Source organism: Stenotrophomonas sp. GD04145 (assembly GCF_029835135.1).
GTDB lineage: Bacteria > Pseudomonadota > Gammaproteobacteria > Xanthomonadales > Xanthomonadaceae > Stenotrophomonas > Stenotrophomonas maltophilia_P.
On record NZ_JAODZG010000007.1, the window covers coordinates 45311 to 66027 of the forward strand.

The following is a 20717-nucleotide window of genomic DNA, read 5'->3' on the forward strand; positions in this document are numbered from 1 at the left end:
GGGCGTGGCTCTACATCCCCCGATCACCGCTGTGATGGCCCCCAGTAGCCCAGATCCCTGCGGATCTGCAGGTCACGCATCCAGCTGCCGAAGGGTTTGCGGCGCAGCGCGCCCATCTCGCCGGACAGGAAATCCTCGGTTGCGGCAATCACCCGCTCACTGGAGCGGCCGTCACGGTACGGATGGATCGCGTCGGCATAGCACACGATCTCCGCCTGCAGGGCGGCATCCGGGTGCAGCGCGCGCTGCAGCATGACGGGCAGCTGCGCCGGCACGTCGAAATCGATCATGTGCGGTTTCGGCACGCGGTTGCGGAACGTCACCACCGGCTTGTGCTGGACGATGAACTCCGAAACGATCGAAGAGGTATCGGACACCAGCACGTCGGCGGCGCGCTGTGCGGCCATGACCTGCTCTGGCTCGATGAAGCGGGCATTGGCGCCGGCCAGCGCACGGTAACGCTCGAACAGCTCCGGCGGGCACTTCGGGTGCAGGGTCAGCAGCCAGTAGCGCTCCCCGGCCGCGATGTCGGCGGCGATCTGCGCATGCAGGTGCGGGGCGGCGCTGAGCCGCTCGGTGAAGGTCGAGCCGAACAGGATCACCGGACGACCGCCCGCCGCTGCGCGCAGCGCGGCGCTTTCGCCACCATCGTCGCGGAACAGCGGGTCCAGCTTCGGCCAGCCGGTCTCGGCCACCGCGAAGTGACCCTGCAGGGCGGCGATGTCGCGGAACGGCGCGGTGGTGGCCGGGCCCTGGGTGCAGTACAGGTCGAACATCCCGCGTACCCGGAAATGGCCACGTGCGCTGTCGCGCTTCTCCACGTTGAAGCCATGGAACAGCTGCACCTTGGCACCGGACAGGAACGTCGGCACCCAGTTGGCCGCGCTGTACACCGCGCGCGGGCGCATCGCCAGGGCCTGCTTCAGGCCGATCACGGGCACGCCCGGCAACTGGCTGCCGGCGGCGCCACCTTCGAACCAGGCAGCCACCTCCTGCCCGGACGCGTGCAAGGCCTGCGCCAACGGGGCGAGAATAGGCAGCGCATAGCGCTCCGTCGCAAACAACAGGTACCCGGCCATCATGTCCTCCACGACCGCTCCCATCGAACGGCCTCGCATCTCGGCGTGCATTATCGCGTTCAACGAGGCCGGCCGCATCGGCGACTGCCTGGCCTCGCTGGCCTTCTGCGACGAGATCATCGTGGTGGACTCGTATTCCAGCGACGCCACCGTGGCCATCGCCGAGGCTGCCGGTGCCCGCGTGCTGCAGCGGCCGTTCGATGGCTTCCGCAGCCAGAAGGCGTTCTGCGTCGAGCAGGCAGCACATGACTGGGTGGTGTGCCTGGATGCCGACGAGCGCATCAGCCCGGAACTGCGCGCCTCCATCGAACAGGCCCGCGAGGGGGGATTCAGCGGCCACGCGGGCTACCGCTTCGCCCGCCTTTCAGAGTATTTCGGCCGCTTCCTGCGCCACGGCAACGCCTATCCGGACCGGGTGATGCGCCTGTTCGACCGCCGCCGCGGCGGCTGGCGCGGCACCCGTGAGATCCACGAGGCCGCCAGCGTCGATGGCAGCGTCGGCACCCTGCGCGGTGACCTCATCCACTACCCCTACCGCTCGCTGCAGCAGCAACTGGCCAAGACCGAGAAGTACGCGCGGATGATGGCCGAGCACGAGTTCGCACGCGGCAAGCGCGCCACCCTGGGCAAGCTGGTGCTGGCGCCGGCCTGGCGCTTCTGGCGGGGATTCATTTTCCGCGGCGGTTTCCGCGATGGTTGGCACGGCCTGGTCTATGCCTACGTGCGTGCCAACTACGTGCGGCAGAAGACCATCATGCTGTGGATGCTCGGCGGCGAGGCGTCAACCCGCGTTGGCCCCGCGGTGGCGGGCACCTTCCAGGATCGACAACCCGGCCAGCAGGCCGACGATGGTGACGTAGAAGCTGGCCGTCATCTGGTGCGCGAACATCGACTGGGTCAGCCCGCACAGTACGTACGTGGTCACGATCATGATCCCGGCTGCGGCAGGCCCGCGGAACGTACTGCGCCCGCTGCGCCGATGCAGGCGCACGAACACCCACAGCGGAACGCCATACACCGCCAGCAGCAGCAGCAGGCCGGGCATGCCCTGGGTGGCGGCCCATTCGGCCACGTCGTTATGGGCATGCCCAAGATGGCAGCGCTGTTCGTCCGGGTTCTCGCGGCAGACCGGCACACGCTGCATCGCGTCATCGAAATGGCCGATTCCGACACCGACCAGCGGGTGGTCCAGGAAGGTATCCCAGGCAACCTGCAGACGCTCCACGCGGGCACCGGCGGAAGAGTCGCTGTCGCCCTGCTCCATGCGCTGCATGTCGCTGTGCAGCTCGCTCAGCCGCACCTGGTGACGCAGCTCGGGCACCGACAGCAGCAGGGTGGCGCCGATCGCCAGCATGCCCGCCAGCACCGACAAACGGGCGGTGCCGGTCCGCCAGCGCAGGCTCAGCGCCAGCACCACCAGCAGGGCCAGCAACGCCGCGAACACGCCACGGCTGCCGGTCAACACGATGGTTCCACAGCCGGCCGCCATGCCGACGATCACCAGCGACCAGCGTCGCGAAGGTCGGCAGAACACCAGCAGCACCATCAGCACCATCACGATGTCGGCCAGCACGATGGCATTGGTGAACAGCTCCGCACGCGGAGCCCCCTGCAGTACCTGCCACAGCGACATCGCGAAGGTGACCAGCAGCCCGGCCAGCGCGCCACGCCAGAGCCAGCGCAGGTCCGGGCGCAACGCGCAGACCCACAGGGCGATCCAGGGGATCACCACGAAGCGCGAGCGGTTGTCGACATCGCGCAGCCCCTGCTCGAACAGCAGCACCGACAGCAGGCCCAGCGCCAGCACCGCGAGCATCAGCCAGGTCAGCACCTTCACCGGCTGCCCGCCCATGTGCCGGGCGCGCCACAGCAGTTCCGGCGCCAGCAGCGTGCTGGCCAGCAGCAACAGGCCATACGGAAGCAGGTTGATTGGCACGGTAAGCACCAGCGCCGGAAGGCAGAACAGACCGATCTGCGCCAGCCAGTGCGCCGTGCGCTGCCGACCGCCGACGGGGGCACCCGGCAGGTCGCCGGCCGCGGGGTTCAGGTTGTCCGGTGGAGCTGGCACGTCGGAAGTTTCGCTGCGGGTGTGCGGGAAGAACGGGGGCGGCCACAACGGCCACTCCCAGTGTGCTGTTTTACTGCCTTTGTCGCCTGTTGGGCAGTCTGGACAAGCGTGGACACAGGTCGTTATCCCCGTTCCTGCAAACGCCGTTCACGTTCGCGCTCGCGATCGCTGGCCCGGCAGGGCGTGACCACCGCCTCCGCCGGCACCAGCCACCAGCGGCGACGATTGGCCACGCCCGCCGGTTCGGCCCGGTCGCGGTCCACGCACGGCAACAGGGCGTCCTCCTGCACCAGCAGCCAGCGCCGCGCCGGCACCAGCCGCTGCCAGCGCGTCGCCGCCTGCAGTTGTTCATCCCAGGGGGTGTTGAAGCCGAACGTGGCCGCCGGTCGATCGGCCATCAGCAGGTTCTGTTCCTTCCAGGCCACCAGGCCCAACTCGGCCTGCGGGCCGATGCGCTCCCCCACATGGCGCATCAGGCCCCGCGCCGAACCCGAATCGTTCAACAGCGGGTAGCCCACCAGGCTGTACAGCACCCACACCGTGGCCAGGGTCGACACCATGGCCAGATGACGCCGGCCACGGCCAGACAGCAACAGGCTGGCCACACCGCAGGCGCCCATCGCCAGCGCCGCCCAGGCCAACGCATCCATCACGCCCGGTGCCAGACCACGTTCGTGCTCCAGCCTCGACTCAAATCCCGGCTCGCCCAGCAATGCCAGTGCGCCTGCCAGCAGCGTGCCGAGGGCCAGGGCCAGCGTGAACAGCCCCAGCAGTGCCTGCACGTCGCGACGACGCAGAAGGCCGGGCAGCAGCGGCGCCAGGGCCAGGCAGAACATCGGCAGCGCAGGGAGAATGTACACATCGCGCTTGCCCTCGGGAATCGAGAAGAACAGCACGATCAGCAACCACCACCCCAGCAGAAGCAGGTAGCGCGCGTCGCGTCGCTGCAGCCGGCGGCGCCAGGCCGGAATCGCCCACGGCAGTGCCAGGAACGGGGGAATCCACATCGACGGCATGATTGCCAGGAAGTACCACCACGGCTGGTGATGGTCCCAGGACTGGGCATAACGCCCTGCGGTCTGCTGGAACAGGATGTCGTCCATGTAGGCGCGGTACTCGTCCAGCCCGGTCGCCAGCGCCGCCAGCACCATCGGCAGCAGCCACAGCGCCACGGCCAGCAGGAACGCCAGCGGCGCCAGCCAGAAGCGCAGGTCGCGCGCATGCAGGCGCACACCGTTCCACCGCAGGGCCGAGCCGATCACGGCCGGAACGAGCATCAGCAGGGCGATCACGCCCACGCCCTTGGTGATGACGCCGATCCCGGCGAAGAACCAGCCCAGCCACCACCAGCGCCATGCCGGGCCCAGCAGCAGGTGGCGCAGCAGCCCGTAATTGGCCAGGGTGATGAACAGCACCACCAGCGGATCGATCTGTGCCTTCTTCGCCTGGAAGGTGAACTGCAGTGCGAACAGCAGTGCCCAGCCTGCGTACAGGCCGACGCGTCGCGTCCACAGCCGACCACCGAGATCGACCACGCACCACAACGTGCCCAGCGCGGCGATCAGCGAGGGCAGCAGGAACGCCAGCCGCCAATCGCCGATCAGGTGATAGAGCGTGGCCTGCCACCACATCAGCATCGGCGGCTTGTCCGAGTACAGCTCCAGGCCGCGATGCGGGAACAACCAGTGACCGCTGTCCACCATCTGCTTGGCGACGAGCGCGAAGCGCGGCTCATCCGACGGCCAGGGATCGCGCAGGCCGAGTCCAGCCCCCAGCACCAGCAGGGCCATCACCACGAACAACCACGTCTCTCGCGACGCGCGGGTTTTCAGCATGAGGACTTGAACGGCAGCGGATTCACACCGCTTTTAGCAGACGCGCGTAGAAGAATCCGTCAGCATCGCTGTCACCGGGCAGTCGTTGGCGTGCAATGCCTTCGCAATCCAGCCCGAACGCCTCGTCCAACGGCTGCGCCACCGCATCCGGGTGCCACCTCAGGAACGCGCGGATCTGCTCGATGTTCTCCGCACGCAGGATCGAGCACGTGGCATACAGCAGGACGCCACCGGGGCGCAGCATCGACCAGCATGCCTCCAGCAGCCGGGCCTGAACGCCGACCAGCGCATCGATGTCCTCGGCGCGGCGGTGGAACATCACATCCGGCTGGCGGCGGATCACGCCCGTGGCCGAACAGGGCGCATCGAGCAGGATCGCATCGAACGGCGTGCCATCCCACCACGCGCCAGGATCGCTGGCGTCTGCCGCCAGGGTCTGTGCGCCCTCACCGACACCCGTGCGCGCGTACGTGTCACGGGCACGCGCCAGGCGACGGGCGTCGATGTCCAGCGCCAGCAGGCGCAGGCTGGGATCACGCTCCAGCAGGTGCGCCGACTTGCCGCCCGGTGCGGCGCAGGCATCCAGTACCCGCGCCCCGGCGGCCGGCGCCAGCGCATCGGCCGCGCACTGCGCGGACAGATCCTGCACCGAGAGCGCGCCCTCGGCGAAGCCGGGCAGCTGGTTGACAGCGACCGGCGTCGCCAGCCGCAACGCGTCCGCACTGAGCGGACTCGGCTCGGCGACGATACCGGCTTCGGCCAGCACGGCCAGGACTTTCTCGCGGCCACCGTGCTGGCGGTTGGCGCGCAGCCACAGCGGCGCAGGCTGCAGGCTGGCGCTGAAGATCGCCTCGGCCTGCGCCGGCCAGTCGCGCTCGATGGCCTCGACCAGCCAGGCCGGAAATGCATCGCGGGCCGGCTGTTCCGGGAATCCCTCACGCTGGGCGCGGCGCAGGATGGCATTGACCAGGCCCGCCTGGCGCTCACGGCCCAGCGCACGCGCTGCGTCGACGGTGGCCGACAGGGCCGCGTGCGCCGGCAGTTCCAGCACGTCCAGCTGGGCGAAGCCGACCATCAGCAGCGTACGCAGGTCTGCATCGCGCGCCGACAGCGGCTTCTGCATCCACGCCTGCAATGCCGCGTCATAGGTACTGCGACGGCGCAGCACGGCAAAACACAGCGCTTCCAGCAACGCCCGATCACGGCTGTCGGCCAACTTCGGCAGGGCCCACGCCAGTTCCGCCTTCAGCGAACGGCCACGGGTGAACACCTGGGCCAGCACGCGCGCGGCCAGCATGCGGGTGGCTGCACCCGGCGCCGCCCTGGCGATGGAGAAGTCATTCTGTTTCGTCACCGCTTACGCTCCCACGCGCAGGTCGCGACGGGCGTTGAGGTAATCGGCGGCAGTGATCGCCTTGCCACCTTCGCGCTGCAACACGCGCAGGCGCAGCGCGCCCTGGCCGCAGGCAATGTCGATGCCTTCGCGGCCGGCAGCAAGTACCGTTCCCGGTGCCTGACCGTGCTCCATCGCCTGCGCCACGGCGCCATGGATGCGCACGCGCTCGCCGGCCAGCGTTGCTTCGGCGACAGGCCACGGGTTGAACGCGCGCACGGTCCGCGCCAGCACCGCTGCATCCTGCGCCCAGTCCAGCTTCGCCTCGGCCTTGTCCAGCTTGTGTGCGTAGGTCACGCCCTGCTCCGGCTGCGGCCGCGCGATCGGCTTGATGCCGGCGCGCAGCAGTCCCAGGCCATCGGACAACACCTGCGCACCCAGCTCGGCCAGCTTGTCGTGCAGCTGGCCACCGGTATCGGTGGCCGCGATCGGCAGCGCCTGGTGCAGCAGCACCGGGCCGGTATCCAGTCCGGCTTCCATCTGCATCAGGCACACGCCCGTGGTCTCGTCACCGGCCTGGATCGCGCGCTGGATCGGCGCCGCACCGCGCCAGCGCGGCAGCAGCGAAGCGTGCACGTTCCAGCACCCGTAGGTCGGGATGGCCAGCACGGCCTTGGGCAGGATCAGGCCGTAGGCCACCACCACCATCAGGTCCGGCTTCAGGTCACGCAGCTGCTGCTGGGCCGCTTCGTCCTTCAGCGATTCGGGCTGGTACACCGGAATGCCGCGGGCCACCGCCTCAAGCTTCACCGGCGAGGGGGCCAGGCCGCGACCACGACCTGACGGACGGTCAGGCTGGGTGTAGACGGCCACGACCTCGTGGTGGCGCGCCGCTGCGCGCAGCGATGACACCGCGAATTCCGGCGTACCGGCAAAGACAATCCTCATGGCTACCCCACTTGCAGGATGGATTCGTGCAGGAAAGAAAACGGCGCCGTCGGCCGGCGCCGTACAGCCCGCGCGCTGCGCGCGGGCACGGGCCACCCCTGCGGGCGGCCCGGAGCGGCGATCACGCCACGTGCTTGCGCTGCTTGGCCAGCTTCTTGCGGACCATCTCGCGCTTGAGCGGCGACAGGTAATCGATGAACAGCTTGCCGTCCAGGTGATCCATCTCGTGCTGGATGCAGGTGGCCAGCACTTCACCGGCCTCCATCTGCTGTTCCTGGCCATTGCGGTCAAGGAACTTCACGGTGATGGTGTCGGCACGGGTCACGTCGGCGAAGATGCCCGGCACCGACAGGCACCCTTCCTGGTACACCCGGCCCCCGTCCTTGGCGACGATCTCCGGGTTGATGAACACCAGCGGCTGGTTCTTCTCTTCGCTGACATCGATGACCATGAAGCGCTTGTGCACGTCCACCTGGGTAGCGGCCAGGCCGATGCCCGGCGCGTCGTACATGGTCTGGAACATGTTGTCGACCAGTTCCTGGAAGGCCGGCGTGGTCACTTCGGCGGCGTCGATCAACGCGGCCTTGGTACGCAGGCGCGGATCGGGGAACTCAAGAATCGGGAGGAGGGCCATGGCAGTTTCCGGATAGGGGGCCGGCACGCCGGCATACGTCGCAGATTCTAGCTGCAACGCTTGCCTTGCGCCCCGGTTTCTGGACTATAGTGCGCGGACCTGTTGGGGAATCAGGGCTTCACACCTATGTTGCTTCGTTTTCGTACGGTCGTCGCCGCGGCGATGCTGACCGTGGCTGCCTATGCTACCGCCGTGGAAGTGAATGGCGGGCACCCGGATACCTATGTGGTCCGAAAAGGGGACACGCTGTGGGATATCGCCGCGCGTTTCCTGCAGAAGCCCTGGCTGTGGCCGGAGATCTGGCAGGCCAACCCGCAGATCGCCAATCCGCACCTGATCTATCCGGGTGACGTGCTGAGCCTGGCCTACCTGGACCGTGTGACGGCCCAGCCCGGGCCCCGCCAGGAGGCCCCGATCGATGCCATTCCGCTGGCCCAGGTCGAGCCGTTCCTGAAGCAGTTGAGCGTGGTCGACCGCATCGACCACCTGCCCTACGTGGCGGGCCTGGAAGAAGACCGCCTGCGCGCCAGCAGTGGCGAAGCCGTGTACGTGCGCCTGGCCGATGCCCAGGTCGGGCAGCGCTGGGCCGTGGTGCGCCCGACCGTGCGCTATGGCGTGCCCAAGCCCACCGAGGACCTGACCGCCAATGGCGAGGTCACCCCCGGCAGCGGCAACCTGTGGCGGGCCTACAACGCGCCGACGCGACGTGCGCACCAGATGCTGGGCTACGAGCTGATGCAGGTCGGCACCGGCACCATCACCCAGGTTGCCGGCGGCAAGGTCGAGGCGTCCACCCTGGTGCTGGACAAGAACAGCGGCGGGCGTGAAGTCCGCGCCGGCGACCGGCTGGTGCCGGTCGAGGCAAGGCCCTACGACCTGCAGTTCGTCCCGCATGTGCCGGCGGCGGGCGTCGAGGGCGTGGACGTGCGTGTGCTCGCGGTGACCGACATGTTCAGCGTTGGCGGGCCACGCGATGTGATCGCCATTTCGGCGGGCCGCGCGCAGGGCGTGGACAACGGCACCGTGTTCTCGCTGTGGCGGCCGGGCCGCCACGTCGCGCACCGGATGAAGTACCCGGGGTCCTCGCGCATGGATGATTCGCTCAGTACCGGCGCCGGCCGGGTCTCGCTGCCCGACGAGTACGCCGCGCATGCGATGGTGTTCCGCACCTTCGACAACGTCAGCTATGCGCTGGTGATGCAGGGCGTGAAGCCTGTACGGGTGGGCTACAGCGCGCTGCATCCGGACACGAAGTAGGGTTGCCGGGAACATCCCTGACAGCCGCACGCGAAGGCGCCCTAGGGCGCCTTTGTTGTCTGCGGTCGATAGTGGGGGGATGACCAAGCAGGCAGATGAGGCGCTGGTGCGCCTGGTGATGGCGGGAGGCGCGCTGGCGCCGCGGCGGGCACTGCTGCAGGGCGCGGGCAGCGCCGAAGCGGCCCTTGCGCTGGGCGTGGCCGGCTGGCGCGCCCATGGCTGCACCCCCGAACAGTGCGCGGCACTGGAACGCCCCGATGCGCAGCGGTCGAAAGCCGCCCTGCACTGGCTGCAGGACGACCACCATCACCTGCTGGCCGTTACCGACCCGGCCTTCCCGCCCCTGCTGCCGGAGGTCCCCAACCCGCCGCTGGCGCTGTTCGTGGCCGGCGACCCCGGCCTGGCCTGGCGCCCGGCGGTGGCGGTGGTTGGCAGCCGCTCACCCACACCGGCCGGTCGGGCACTGGCGGCGCGTTTTGCCGGCAGCTTCGCCGAAGCCGGACTGGCGGTCGCCAGTGGGCTGGCGGCCGGTATCGATGCGGCCGCCCACCTTGCGGTGCTGGACGCCGGCGGCAGTACCGTTGCCGTCATCGGAACGGGCCCCGACCGTGCCTATCCGGACCACCATGCGCCACTGCAGGCCCGGATCGGCGCCGAGGGTGCCGTGCTCAGCGAGTACCTGCCCGGTACGGCTGCCCGTCCCGGCCACTTTCCGGCGCGCAACCGGCTGGTGGCCGGGCTGGCCCTGGCCACCGTGGTGATCGAGGCGGCGCACCGGTCCGGCGCCCTGATCACGGCGCGCCTGGCCGCCGAGGCCGGTCGCGAGGTATGCGCCGTGCCCGGCTCGGTGCTCAATCCGCGGGCAGCCGGCTGCCACCGCCTGATCCGCGAGGGAGCCGCCCTGGTGGAACGGCCCGAGGACGTGCTGGAGCTGCTGGCCCCGGCCCTGCGCCAGCAGCTGCCGGCCTTGCAATCGCGGCTGGCCACCCCCACTGAACAGGCAGTGCCAGCCGACCTGCCGGCACGCTGGGTCGGCGACCCTGACTACCAGCGGTTGTGGCAGGCCCTGGACCTTGACCCAATCAGTATGGATTCACTGATCACGCGCTGTGGATTGACGGCGCCGCAGGTGTCCTCCATGCTGCTGGCCATGGAACTTGCGGGAATCGTGGTCTGCGTACACGGCCGCTACTGTCGAACTCCCTAGTTTCTTCACCTCCACAGCGTCGCGCGACGCAGGCCGAGGGGCAATGAAAGAGAGCATCCTGGATGTACTGCTGTACCTGTTTGAACACTATTTCAGCGAAGATGCGGACCTGATCCGTGACCGCGATTCGCTCCAGAACGGCCTGATCCAGGCCGGATTCAGCCCTACCGAGATCAACAAGGCATTCGACTGGCTCGATGCCCTGGCGGCACAGCGTCCGAGTGTGGCCCAGGCGCGGGTCGATGGCCCGGTGCGCATCTATCACGGGCCCGAGCTGGACAAGCTGGACGTGGAATGCCGCGGTTTCCTGCTGTACCTGGAGCAGCACGGCATCCTCGATGCCGACCAGCGCGAGCTGGTGCTGGACCGGGCGATGGCGTTGGACCAGGACGAACTGGACCTGGACGATCTGAAATGGGTCGTGCTGATGGTGCTGTTCAACCAGCCCGGCGCCGAGGCGGCTTACGCCTGGATGGAAACGCAGATGTTCATGGACGAGCCAGAACCCCTGCACTGACCGTACACTTGGGGCATAGCGCATTCAGGAGCGTGCCCCGTGAGCGAGTGGTTCCATGCAGAAGGCAACCGGCAGCAAGGCCCGCTGCCGGCAGAACAGCTGGTCGAGCTGTTCCGCAACAATCAGATCAGCCTGGACACCCTGGTGTGGCGCGATGGGCTGCCGCAATGGCAGCCATTGCGCAGCGTGGTGGATGAGCTCGGCCTGATCGTACCGGCCGTCGATGCCGCCCGCGACGAACCCGGGCTGCAGCCCCCTGCCCCGCAGCCTCCGGTACTGCCGGCGGCAACCCCCTATGCCCACAGTGCGCCCGCGGCCGCGTTGCCGCCACCGAAGAAGGGCCTGTCCGGCTGCGCCCTGACCGCCATCATCGGCGGGGCACTGCTGCTGGTGGTGGTACCCATCGTGGCGATCCTGGCGGCCATCGCGCTGCCTGCCTACAACGACTACACCCTGCGCTCCAAGGTCGCCACGTCGCTGACCGCACTGCAGCCGCTGAAGGACCAGGTGCAGCATTTCGCCGACGAGGAAGGACGCTGCCCGGGTGCCAACGATGCCGGTTTCCCGGCGCCGGGGGACTTCTCCGCCGCAGGCCTGTCAGCGGTCCACATCGGCCGCTTCAACAACGGTCATTGCGGTATCGAAGCCACGCTGGCCGCGCCCGGCAAGACCATCGATGGCGATCTGCTGTGGCTGGAATACGACCGCGACAGCGGCCGCTGGGAATGCAGCGGCGAAAGCAACGACAAGTATCTGCCGCAGCAGTGCCGCGGCTGAGCCATCGGCACTACACCCCAAGCAAGGACGACCCAGGAGGGACACACAATGACTGAGTGGTATTTCGCCGAAGGACAGCAACGCCAGGGACCGCTGCCGGTCGAGGACATCCGCCAGCGCTTCCAGCGCGGCCAGCTGACACTGGATACGCTGGTCTGGCGTGAGGGCATGGCGCAATGGGCCGCGCTGCGGCAGGTGGTCGACGAGCTCGGCCTGCAGACCCTGGCCAGCGCCACCACGGCCGCTGACAGTGGCGGCTTCGACCTGCGCAGCGACTACCAGGCCATCGACAACGGCACGGCGCCGCTGCCCGGCACCGGCGCGCTCAGCAGTTCGCCCTACAGCGCGCCGGGCACCGCGGCCATGGCCGGCCACGCGCAGCCGGTGATGGGCGGCGAAGTGGTCTATGCCGGCTTCTGGAAGCGCGTGGCTGCCTATGTGATCGACTACTTCGTGCTGCTCATCCCCGGCACGATCATCGGCGTCATTTCCGCCCTGGCACTGGGTGCGGGCATGGGGGCCGCCGGCAGCGGCGAGTCGGCCATCGAGATCATGGGCCAGCTGGTCAGCGGCCTGCTCAACCTGGTGATCTCCATGGTGTACTACACCTGGTTCCACGCCTCGCGCGGCGGTGCCACCCTGGGCAAGATGGCCGTCGGCATCAAGGTCGTGCGCAGCAACGGTGACCGGCTGACCGTGGGACGTGCCTTCGGACGCTACTGGGCCGCCGTGCTGAGCGGCCTGATCCTGTGCATCGGCTACCTGATGGCCGCGTTCACCGAGCGCAAGCAGGGCCTGCACGACATGATGTGCGACACCCTGGTGGTGGACCGCTGGGCCTTCACCGACCAGCCGCAGCTGCAACGCCGCGAGCTGGGCGTGGTCACCATCGCCGTCCTGGTCATCACCGCCCTGCTGGCCCTGGCCGGCCTGGTCCTGATGGTGGCGGCCATCGGATTCATCGCCAAGATGGCCTCCTGACCGGCCATCCTCACGCCTGGGCGCTTGACATGGAGCGTCCGGGCGTGATTCCTCTAATAAGGAAACCTGAACGCCCGGCACCCAACCGGGCGTTCAGTTTATGGATTTGCCCGTGGCCGCTTCACTAATGCGGCCGTTTGCTCCACCCTAGCGGCCCCTCCCCTGCGGCTCGCCCCACAGACACTGCTGCCATGCCCAAGCACCTGCTCATCGTCGAATCGCCGGCCAAGGCCAAGACGATCAACAAATACCTCGGCAAGGACTACACCGTCCTGGCCTCGTATGGGCACGTGCGCGATCTGATCCCGAAGGAAGGCGCGGTCGATCCGGACAACGGGTTCGCCATGCACTACGACGTGATCGACAAGAACGAAAAGCACGTCGATGCGATCGCCAAGGCGGCCAAGGGCGCCGATGACATCCTGCTGGCGACCGACCCGGACCGCGAAGGCGAGGCGATCAGCTGGCACATCGCCGAGATCCTGAAGGAGCGCGGGCTGGTCAAGGACAAGCCGATGCAGCGCGTGGTCTTCACCGAGATCACCCCGCGCGCCATCAAGGAAGCGATCAACCAGCCGCGGGCCATCGCCAGCGATCTGGTGGACGCCCAGCAGGCGCGCCGTGCGCTGGATTACCTGGTCGGTTTCAACCTGTCGCCGGTGCTGTGGCGCAAGGTACAGCGCGGCCTGTCCGCCGGCCGCGTGCAGAGCCCGGCACTGCGCATGATCGTCGAGCGCGAGGAAGAGATCGAAGCCTTCATCGCGCGCGAATACTGGTCCATCGCCGCCGAATGCGCGCACCCGTCGCAACACTTCAATGCCAAGCTGGTGAAGCTGGACGGACAGAAGTTCGAACAGTTCACCATCACCGACGGCGATACCGCCGAGGCCGCCCGCCTGCGCATCCAGCAGGCGGCGCAGGGCTCGCTGCATGTCACCGACGTGGCCAGCAAGGAGCGCAAGCGCCGCCCGGCGCCGCCGTTCACCACCTCCACCCTGCAGCAGGAAGCCTCGCGCAAGCTCGGCTTCACCACCCGCAAGACCATGCAGGTGGCGCAGAAGCTGTACGAAGGCGTGGCAATCGGCGATGAGGGCACGGTCGGCCTGATCTCCTACATGCGTACCGACTCGGTCAACCTGTCTCAGGATGCGCTGGCGGAAATCCGCGACGTGATCGCCCGCGATTACGGCATCGGTTCGCTGCCGGACCAGCCCAACACCTACCAGACCAAGTCCAAGAACGCCCAGGAAGCGCACGAAGCGGTGCGACCGACCTCGGCGCTGCGCACGCCGGCGCAGGTGTCGCGGTTCCTGACCGACGACGAGCGCAGGCTGTACGAACTGATCTGGAAGCGCGCGGTAGCGTGCCAGATGATTCCGGCTACGCTCAACACCGTCAGTGTCGACCTGTCGGCCGGCAGCGAACACGTCTTCCGTGCCAGTGGCACCACCGTGGTCGTGCCCGGCTTCCTGGCCGTGTACGAGGAAGGCAAGGACAGCAAGAGCGCCGAAGACGAGGACGAAGGCCGCAAGCTGCCGGCGATGAAGCCCGGCGACCGCGTGCCGCTGGAACGCATCCTGGCCGAGCAGCACTTCACCCAGCCGCCGCCCCGCTTCACCGAAGCGGCACTGGTCAAAGCGCTGGAAGAGTACGGGATCGGTCGTCCCTCGACCTACGCCTCGATCATCCAGACCCTGCTGTTCCGCAAGTACGTGGAGATGGAAGGTCGCAGCTTCCGTCCGTCCGACGTCGGTCGTGCAGTGTCCAAGTTCCTGTCCAGCCACTTCACCCAGTACGTGGACTACGACTTCACCGCCAGGCTTGAAGACGAGCTGGACGCCGTCTCGCGCGGCGAGGAAGAGTGGATCCCGCTGATGTCACGCTTCTGGGAGCCGTTCAAGGAGCTGGTCGAGGACAAGAAGGAATCGGTCGATCGTGCCGAAGCCAGTGGTGCGCGCGAGCTTGGCACCGACCCGAAGACCGGCAAGCCGGTCAGCGTGCGCCTGGGTCGCTTCGGGCCGTACGCCGCCATCGGCAGCACCGCCGAAGATGCCGAGGAGAAGCCGAAGTTCGCTTCGCTGCGCCCGGGCCAGTCGATGCACACCATCACCCTGGAAGACGCGCTGGAGCTGTTCCTGATGCCGCGCGCGCTGGGTGAGGACAAGGGCGAACCGGTCAGCGTCGGCATTGGTCGCTTCGGCCCGTTCGCCAAGCGTGGCAGCACCTATGCCTCGCTGAAGAAGGAAGACGACCCGTACACCATCGACCTGGCCCGCGCCGTCTTCCTGATCGAAGAGAAGGAAGAGATCGCGCGCAACCGGATCATCAAGGAATTCGAAGGCAGCGACATCCAGGTGCTGAATGGCCGCTTCGGCCCGTACATCAGCGACGGCAGGATGAACGGCAAGATTCCCAAGGACCGCGAGCCCGCCTCGCTGACGCTGGCCGAAGTGCAGCAGCTGATGGAAGAAACCGGCAAGCCGGTGCGCAAGGGCTTCGGCGCGAAAAAGGCCGCTGCCAAGAAGGCACCGGCGAAGAAGGCAGCGGTGAAGAAGGAGGCCGCGCCGAAGAAGGCACCGGCCAAGAAGGCCGCCGCGAAAAAGGCGCCGGCAAAGAAGGTCGCCGCCAAGAAGGCCCCGGCGAAGAAAGCGGCCAAGAAGGTCGTCAAGAAGGCCTGATGTGGGACAGCGCCCGGCCATGGGTCGGGCGCGGGCAGTGCAGTGCCCGGTCCGCCGCCGCCTCGATGGCGCCGGTCCACCCCATCTGCACGCGGTGGGAGGATAATGAAGGCCCATGCCGGGCCCGTCGCCACCATGAAAGAACTCACCCTGGATTCTGCCGTCACCCTGCTGCGCTCCGGCGGCGTGATCGCCTACCCCACTGAAGCGGTCTGGGGCCTGGGATGCGACCCGTCGCACGAAGCGGCGGTGCACACTGTGCTGCGGCTGAAGCAGCGGCCGATCGAGAAAGGCATGATCCTGGTGGCCGCCGAGCTGGCGCAGCTGGAAGGCTGGGTACGCCTGCAGGCGTTGCCCGACGAGCGTCAGCGTGCAGTGCTGGCCAGCTGGCCCGGCGCCAACACCTGGATTCTTCCTGCCGGATCACGCGCGCCAGGCTGGATCACCGGCGAACACAGCGGCATCGCGGTGCGCATCAGCGCCCACCCGCTGGTGGCGGCACTGTGCCACGCGTGGGGCGGGCCGCTGGTCTCCACCAGCGCCAACCTGGCCGGCGAGCCGCCGGCACGCAGCCGCGAGGAACTGGATCCGCGCCTGCTGCGCCTGCTGGACGGTATCCTGGACGGCCCGACCGGCGGCCTGGCCCAGCCGACGCCGATCCGCGATGCGCTCAGCGGCAACGTCCTGCGATCCTGAGCCGCCCTGTGGACGCGCGGATTGCGCCGCTCCGCCGGATCCCGCACGCTGCCTCCATGAGCCCGCTGCGCGCCGCCCTCTGCCTGAGCCTGCTGCTGCCATTGACCGCCACCGCCGGCGACGATGTGCGTGTCTACCGCTGTGTCGGCAGCAATGGCGCCGTGGCACTGCAGGACACGCCGTGCAGCAGCGGCCGCCAGGAAGTGCGCGACCTGCAGCGGCCGCGTGATCCGGCGCCGCAGGGGGTGCGCAGCGACGCCGCGCCCGCAACCAGCACGCCGCCGGCCGTGATCGAGCGCGAGGTCCGGCACGTCTACGTCCAGCCTCCGCAACCGATGTACGAATGCGTTACCGCCGACGGCGAGCGTTACACCAGCGACAGCAACGAAGGCAATCCACGCTGGGTCCCGCTGTGGACCACGGTCTGGTCGCCGCGCGGCCATTTCGGGCCAGGCCATCCCGGGCCCCGCCCGGCCACGGGCGCATCGGCCGGAGGTCCGCCGATCTACCGGCCACCTGCGGTCGGCGTCGGCGTGCAGGTGCCGGCAGGCAACATCCTGGTCCGCGACACCTGCCATGCGCTGCCGCCGCAGGAAGTCTGTTCGCGCCTGCGCGATCGCCGCTGGGAGCTGGACCGCCGCTACAACAGCGCGCTGCAGAGCGAGCGCACCGCGATCAGCAACGAACAGCGCGGTATCGATGCGCGCCTGTCGCGCGACTGCGGGCGTTGAGCCCCTGCCCGTGTAGGCTGCACGCATGAGAAAAGCACTCTGGCTGGTTCTGGCGCTGCTGCCCGCAAACGCGTTCGCCGAGGACATGGTGATCTACCGCTGCACATTCAGCAGCAGCGACGTTCCTACCCTGCAGCGCACGCCCTGCCCCGGAGGCAGCACGCAGCAGATCCAGCGGGTACCGGAGCCATCAGCGACTCCGGCACTGCGCGTGGAGCCGCCCGCCGGCCAGGAAATGGAGCTCGCCCCGTCGTCAGCGCCGCCGCCGGCAGCGGCGGACACGCCGCGCGGGCTCGACCAGGCGCGCACCATCATGGAAGCGGGCATGGTTGAACCCGCTGGCGGCGGCGACGCCATTCTGGACAGCGCAGCGCTGCCGCTGCGGACGGACCCGGCAAGCCGCAGCGACACCGCGCCACGGGCACCGCTGCCGCCGATCTTCCAGTGCAGCAGCGAGGAAGGAAGCCGCTACCTGCACGAGTACGAGGCGGCGCCACCGCACTGCGTGCTGCTCGACGTACAGGGTCTTGGCGGTGTCACCCCGGCCAATGCCGCCAGCTGCGAAGTGGTACGCGACCGCTGCGAGGAGGTTCCCGAGATCCAGCGCTGCGGCAGCTGGCAGCAGCGCCTGCGCGACGCCCGGGGGCGCGAGCGCTTCGCCGCGCCGGAGAACCTCGACGCCGCGCGCAGCGAGCGCGAGCGTCTGCAGGCCGTGCTCGAGGCCAGCGACTGCCCGGTACCGGGGTGAGGACCTGCCGGCGTGGCGCGGGCCCAACGCGGTGACGGTCAGAACCCGTAGCGCAGGAAACCGCCGTCCACGGCGATGCATTCGCCGGTGACATAACTCGCCGCCGGCAGGCACAGGAAGCCCACGGCCGCGGCGACTTCCTCCGGCTCACCGATGCGGCGCATCGGCGTGCGATCGATGACTTCCTCGTAGTAGTCAGGGTCGGACAACGGCCCGGAGGTGCGGCGCGTGCGGATGTACCACGGCGCCACCGCGTTCACGCGGATGCCGTCCTCGGCCCATTCCACGGCCAGGTTGCGGGTCATCTGATGCATCGCCGCCTTGCTCATGCCGTACACCACGCCACTGCGCACATGGGTCAGGCCGGAGACGCTGCCGACGTTGACGATGGCCGACGAGGCGTGACGTGCCAGCAGCGGATGCGCATAGCGCGACAGTTCGAACGCCGAGAACAGATTGGTCTCGAAGATGCCGCGCCACTCGTCCTCGGTATAGTCGATGGCGGCGCGGGTGATGTTGCCACCCGCATTGTTGACCAGCACGTGCAGGCCATCGGCATGGTCCTCGACCCAGTCCAGGATCTGCCGGCGATCCTCGTCGTCAGAGACGTCGGCGGCAAGCGCGCGCACCTGCTGGTCGGGATAGGCGTCGGCCAGCTCGTCGCGCGCGGTTTCCAGCGCGTCGATGTCGCGCCCGACAATCATCAGGTCGGCACCGAAGCCGGCCAGTTCACGCGCGATGGCCAGGCCGATGCCGGCGCTGGCGCCGGTGATCAGTGCGGTCTGCCCGTCCAGTCGCCACCGTTGCTGGGTCATGTGTCCTCCCGGGCTGCGCCCGCTGTGTTCCGATGCAGAAAGGATACGCGCTCACGGCACGCCCCTGCCGGCGGTGCCACACTGGCCGCACGCCCGTCGTGGAGAGCCGCCATGCGCATCCTGATCCTGTCCGTACTGCTGTCGGCAACTGTATTGCTGGCCGGCTGCCAACGCCCACCGGCACCGGACCCGGAACGGCCGCCGGAACCCCAAGCCCTGGCCCGTGCAGCGCAGCAACCGATCGATCGCGCGCGCGCCGTGCAGAAGACCGTCGATGATGGCGCCGAGCGCGAGCGCAGCGCGGAGGCCGACGCAGCGCGCTGATCGCCGCGATGGCGCCGTCAGCGGAGCGCCGCCGAACGAAAACGCCCGGCCAAGGGCCGGGCGTTTTCCGTCGATCCACGCTACGCGTGGCTGGCTGTGCTCAGAACCCGCAGAAGCAGTACGCCAGGGTCTTTACCGGAGCGCCGTTACCCTTCTCGCGCGCGGCGTTCTCGACGAAGCGCAGCTGGGTATCCACTTCCGGCATCGTGCGCGCCAGCATCATCCGCGCCACGCCCGAATCGGACAGCATCCAGGCACCGGTACGGCTGCCGGCAAACCCACTGACGAACTGCGCGAACGGGGTCGCGGCCTTTTCGATGTAACGCACGCGGAACTTGTCTTCGCCGCCCAGCTTGGCGCGGCTGGCGGCATCGGCCACGGCGTCTTTCAGGCCACCGAAGGCATCGACCAGACCACGTTCCTTTGCCTGCGCGCCACTCCAGACACGGCCACGGGCCACCTCATCAATGGCCTCGACCGGCTTCTTGCGTGCTTCGGCGACACGTCCGGTGAAGTCGGCGTAGCCCTTGTTGATGACCGTCTGGATGACCTGCCCCACCGCCGGATCCATCGGACGGGTGACGTCGAACGCACCGGCGAAACGCGTGGTGCCGACACCATCGGTATGCACGCCGATCTTGTCCAGCGCGCGGCTGAAGTTCGGGATCATGCCGAAGATGCCGATCGAACCGGTGATGGTCGAGGGATCGGCGTAGATGCGATCGGCATTCATGCTGATCCAGTAACCACCGGACGCGGCCAGGTCACCCATTGACACCACCACCGGCTTGCCGGCGGCCTGCAGGGCCAACACTTCACGGCGGATCTGCTCGGAGGCGAACACTTCGCCACCCGGCGAATTCACGCGCAGCACCACGGCCTTGACCTGCTCGTCGTCGCGCGCAGCGCGCAGCAGCGCCGACGTGGACTCACCACCGATGCGGCCGGCCGGCAGGTCACCGCCACTGATCTCGCCGGCGGCAACCACCACGGCCACCTGCGGGCGTGCATCCACCGGACTGCGGCGGGCGTCGAGCAGGGCCATGTAGCGACCGAAATCGACATTGCGGAAGCCGCCCTCAGCGTCTTCATCGGCCACGCCGCGTTCGATCATCAGGTCTTCGAACTCCTCGCGGGTCTTCAGCGCGGTCACCAGCTTCTGCTGCAGGGCGAACTTGGCCAGATCGCCACCGGCAGCCGCCACACCTTCGGGCAGCGTATCGATGCCGGCGGCCAGTTGTGCCGGATCCAGCCGGCGCGCCTTGGCGATGTCGCCCAGATAGCGCTGCCACACGTCGTTCATCCAGTACAGGTCGGCTTCCTTGGCCGCCGGCGAAGCAGCATCAAGCACATAGGGCTCGGCCGCGGACTTGTACTCGCCCACCTTGAACAGGTGCACGTCCACGCCCAGCTTGTCCTGCAGGCCGGAGCGGAAGTACTGGCGGTAGCGGCCCAGACCCTCGAGCACCACCGATCCCATCGGATCCAGGTAGACCTCGTCGGCCTGCGCAGCCAGCAGGTACTGCGACTGGCCCATGCTTTCGCTGTAGGCCACCAGCTGCTTGCCGGACGCGCGCAGGCTCTGCAGCGCGGCGGCGACTTCACGCAGCGAGGCGAAACCGGAGGGCTGCAGCTTGTCCAGTTCCAGCACCACGCGTTCGATCTTCTTGTCGTCGCGCGCCGACTCGATCACCCGGACCAGGTCACGCAGCTGGACCTCTTCGGCGCTGTTGTCGCCCACGGCCTTGGCCAGCGCGCGGCTGACCGGATCAGCGCTGAACTGCTCGACCAGGCGCCCTTCCGGTGCGATCACCAGGGTCGTGCGGTCCTGCAGCGATTTGCTGGCACCGGCGCCCATGCCGGCGGCGATGACGAACACCACCAGCAGCAGGAACAGCAGGCCGAAGAACACCAGGTTGAGGATCAACCGGCGGGTGAAATTCATGACGTCCCACAGCCCGATGAAGAAACTGGCGACGGGATTGCGACGCGCCTGGGGCAGCGGGGGCACGGGTTGATTCATGGAGCGCTCCGGATGGCTTCTTGCCGTGGTACCAGCATAGCCGGTGCCGTGTGAGGCGGCATCGGA

18 protein-coding genes and 1 pseudogene are annotated in these 20717 nt (G+C 68.3%); 11 read left to right on the top strand and 8 right to left on the bottom strand.

The window, feature by feature from the left end; genetic code table 11:
- Window positions 1–23 precede the first annotated feature (23 nt).
- Entirely contained in the window at window positions 24–1082 is a 1059-nt protein-coding gene (locus N7367_RS05925; protein ID WP_279942000.1) for a CDP-glycerol glycerophosphotransferase family protein, read from the bottom strand.
- Here N7367_RS05925 and N7367_RS05930 point away from each other — a divergent pair.
- Window positions 1081–1848 (top strand): annotated as a pseudogene (locus N7367_RS05930) (glycosyltransferase family 2 protein); the annotation flags it as partial. The gene N7367_RS05925 and the pseudogene N7367_RS05930 overlap by 2 nt on opposite strands.
- Window positions 1849–1860: 12 nt before the next feature.
- On the opposite strand, the gene N7367_RS05935 reads toward N7367_RS05930, so the two are convergent.
- The 5 genes from N7367_RS05935 to def all read right to left on the bottom strand — a co-directional run bounded on the left by N7367_RS05935 (window position 1861) and on the right by def (window position 7897).
- Window positions 1861–3105, bottom strand: coding sequence for an O-antigen ligase (locus N7367_RS05935; RefSeq protein ID WP_229765804.1), 1245 nt, complete (start codon window positions 3103–3105; stop codon window positions 1861–1863).
- Window positions 3106–3269: 164 nt separating this feature from the next.
- Window positions 3270–4982, bottom strand: a complete 1713-nt coding sequence (locus N7367_RS05940) for a glycosyltransferase family 39 protein (RefSeq protein ID WP_279941957.1) — start codon at window positions 4980–4982, stop codon at window positions 3270–3272.
- 22 nt (window positions 4983–5004) lie between these two features.
- Window positions 5005–6336, bottom strand: coding sequence for a 16S rRNA (cytosine(967)-C(5))-methyltransferase RsmB (gene rsmB / locus N7367_RS05945; RefSeq protein WP_279941958.1), 1332 nt, complete (start codon window positions 6334–6336; stop codon window positions 5005–5007).
- A gap of 3 nt (window positions 6337–6339) precedes the next feature.
- Window positions 6340–7263: a methionyl-tRNA formyltransferase gene (fmt, locus tag N7367_RS05950; RefSeq protein ID WP_053517116.1), complete on the bottom strand. Its 924-nt coding sequence runs from the start codon at window positions 7261–7263 to the stop codon at window positions 6340–6342.
- A 121-nt stretch (window positions 7264–7384) separates the two neighbouring features.
- Window positions 7385–7897, bottom strand: a complete 513-nt coding sequence (gene def, locus N7367_RS05955; RefSeq protein ID WP_053517114.1) for a peptide deformylase — start codon at window positions 7895–7897, stop codon at window positions 7385–7387.
- Window positions 7898–8023: 126 nt separating this feature from the next.
- On the opposite strand from def, the gene N7367_RS05960 reads away from it, so the two are divergent.
- The 9 genes from N7367_RS05960 (at window position 8024) to N7367_RS06000 (ending at window position 17489) form a co-directional block, all read left to right on the top strand.
- Window positions 8024–9154, top strand: a complete 1131-nt coding sequence (locus tag N7367_RS05960) for a LysM peptidoglycan-binding domain-containing protein (protein WP_053517112.1) — start codon at window positions 8024–8026, stop codon at window positions 9152–9154.
- Window positions 9155–9233: 79 nt separating this feature from the next.
- Window positions 9234–10361 carry a DNA-processing protein DprA gene (dprA, locus tag N7367_RS05965; RefSeq protein ID WP_164151334.1) on the top strand — a complete coding sequence of 376 codons (1128 nt, stop codon included), beginning with the start codon at window positions 9234–9236 and terminating at the stop codon, window positions 10359–10361.
- Window positions 10362–10404: 43 nt separating this feature from the next.
- Complete coding sequence (locus N7367_RS05970) at window positions 10405–10878, top strand: DUF494 family protein (RefSeq protein WP_053517108.1); 474 nt, start codon at window positions 10405–10407, stop codon at window positions 10876–10878.
- A 39-nt stretch (window positions 10879–10917) separates the two neighbouring features.
- Window positions 10918–11655, top strand: a complete 738-nt coding sequence (locus N7367_RS05975) for a pilin (RefSeq protein WP_279941959.1) — start codon at window positions 10918–10920, stop codon at window positions 11653–11655.
- A gap of 48 nt (window positions 11656–11703) precedes the next feature.
- A complete protein-coding gene (locus tag N7367_RS05980) occupies window positions 11704–12636 on the top strand; it encodes an RDD family protein (protein WP_053517104.1) in 933 nt (310 codons plus the stop codon).
- Between the two features lie 191 nt (window positions 12637–12827).
- The gene (locus tag N7367_RS05985; protein WP_279941961.1) at window positions 12828–15314 is read left to right on the top strand and encodes a DNA topoisomerase I; all 2487 of its coding nucleotides are present in this window, start codon (window positions 12828–12830) and stop codon (window positions 15312–15314) included.
- Between the two features lie 105 nt (window positions 15315–15419).
- Window positions 15420–16010, top strand: coding sequence for a Sua5/YciO/YrdC/YwlC family protein (locus tag N7367_RS05990; RefSeq protein WP_080375246.1), 591 nt, complete (start codon window positions 15420–15422; stop codon window positions 16008–16010).
- A 56-nt stretch (window positions 16011–16066) separates the two neighbouring features.
- Window positions 16067–16741 carry a hypothetical protein gene (locus tag N7367_RS05995; protein WP_053517098.1) on the top strand — a complete coding sequence of 225 codons (675 nt, stop codon included), beginning with the start codon at window positions 16067–16069 and terminating at the stop codon, window positions 16739–16741.
- Between the two features lie 25 nt (window positions 16742–16766).
- Window positions 16767–17489 (top strand): hypothetical protein, encoded by a 723-nt coding sequence (locus N7367_RS06000; RefSeq protein WP_279941962.1) that lies wholly within the window; start codon window positions 16767–16769, stop codon window positions 17487–17489.
- Window positions 17490–17527: 38 nt separating this feature from the next.
- Here N7367_RS06000 and N7367_RS06005 read toward each other — a convergent pair whose 3' ends face one another.
- Window positions 17528–18304, bottom strand: coding sequence for an SDR family oxidoreductase (locus N7367_RS06005; RefSeq protein WP_065181584.1), 777 nt, complete (start codon window positions 18302–18304; stop codon window positions 17528–17530).
- Window positions 18305–18415: 111 nt separating this feature from the next.
- Between N7367_RS06005 and N7367_RS06010 the strand changes: the two genes are divergently transcribed.
- Window positions 18416–18628 carry a hypothetical protein gene (locus N7367_RS06010; protein WP_053515748.1) on the top strand — a complete coding sequence of 71 codons (213 nt, stop codon included), beginning with the start codon at window positions 18416–18418 and terminating at the stop codon, window positions 18626–18628.
- 100 nt (window positions 18629–18728) lie between these two features.
- Here N7367_RS06010 and sppA read toward each other — a convergent pair whose 3' ends face one another.
- The gene (sppA, locus tag N7367_RS06015; protein ID WP_279941963.1) at window positions 18729–20651 is read right to left on the bottom strand and encodes a signal peptide peptidase SppA; all 1923 of its coding nucleotides are present in this window, start codon (window positions 20649–20651) and stop codon (window positions 18729–18731) included.
- Between the last annotated feature and the right edge of the window lie 66 nt (window positions 20652–20717).